Annotated in this window: 1 pseudogene; it reads right to left on the reverse strand. The window is 68.4% G+C overall.

What is annotated here, in order from left to right:
• Positions 1-339: pseudogene (locus tag HMPREF2883_RS11875) on the reverse strand (zinc transporter); the annotation flags it as partial.

Consider the following 339-nt stretch of genomic DNA (forward strand, 5'->3'; position numbering starts at 1 on the left):
GGGTGGAGGTCTCGGTGGTGGTGATGGTGCCCTCGATGAGCCGCCACTGGTCCTCGCCGGCGGGGCGGAATCTCGTGGTCCAGGTCGTGGTCAGGGTGGTGGTGACGCCGGTGGCGGTGTGCTGGTAGTGGTGGGTGACGGTCTGGTGGGGGTAGGGGGCGCCTGGGTCGGTGGTGGTTGTGGTGGTGCCGTCTCCCCAGCCCCAGGTGTAGGAGGTGGGGGTGAACTCGACCTCGATGGAGGTGCCCAGGATGGTGGTGGTCTGGTAGCGCACGGCGGGGTTGGTGTAGACGATGAAGGCCTTGGAGATGATGACCTTGGGGCCCGGGGGCTGGCGGG

Origin of the sequence: Actinomyces sp. HMSC075C01, from assembly GCF_001812965.1 — a bacterium.
GTDB classification, from domain to species: Bacteria; Actinomycetota; Actinomycetes; order Actinomycetales; family Actinomycetaceae; genus Actinomyces; species Actinomyces acetigenes.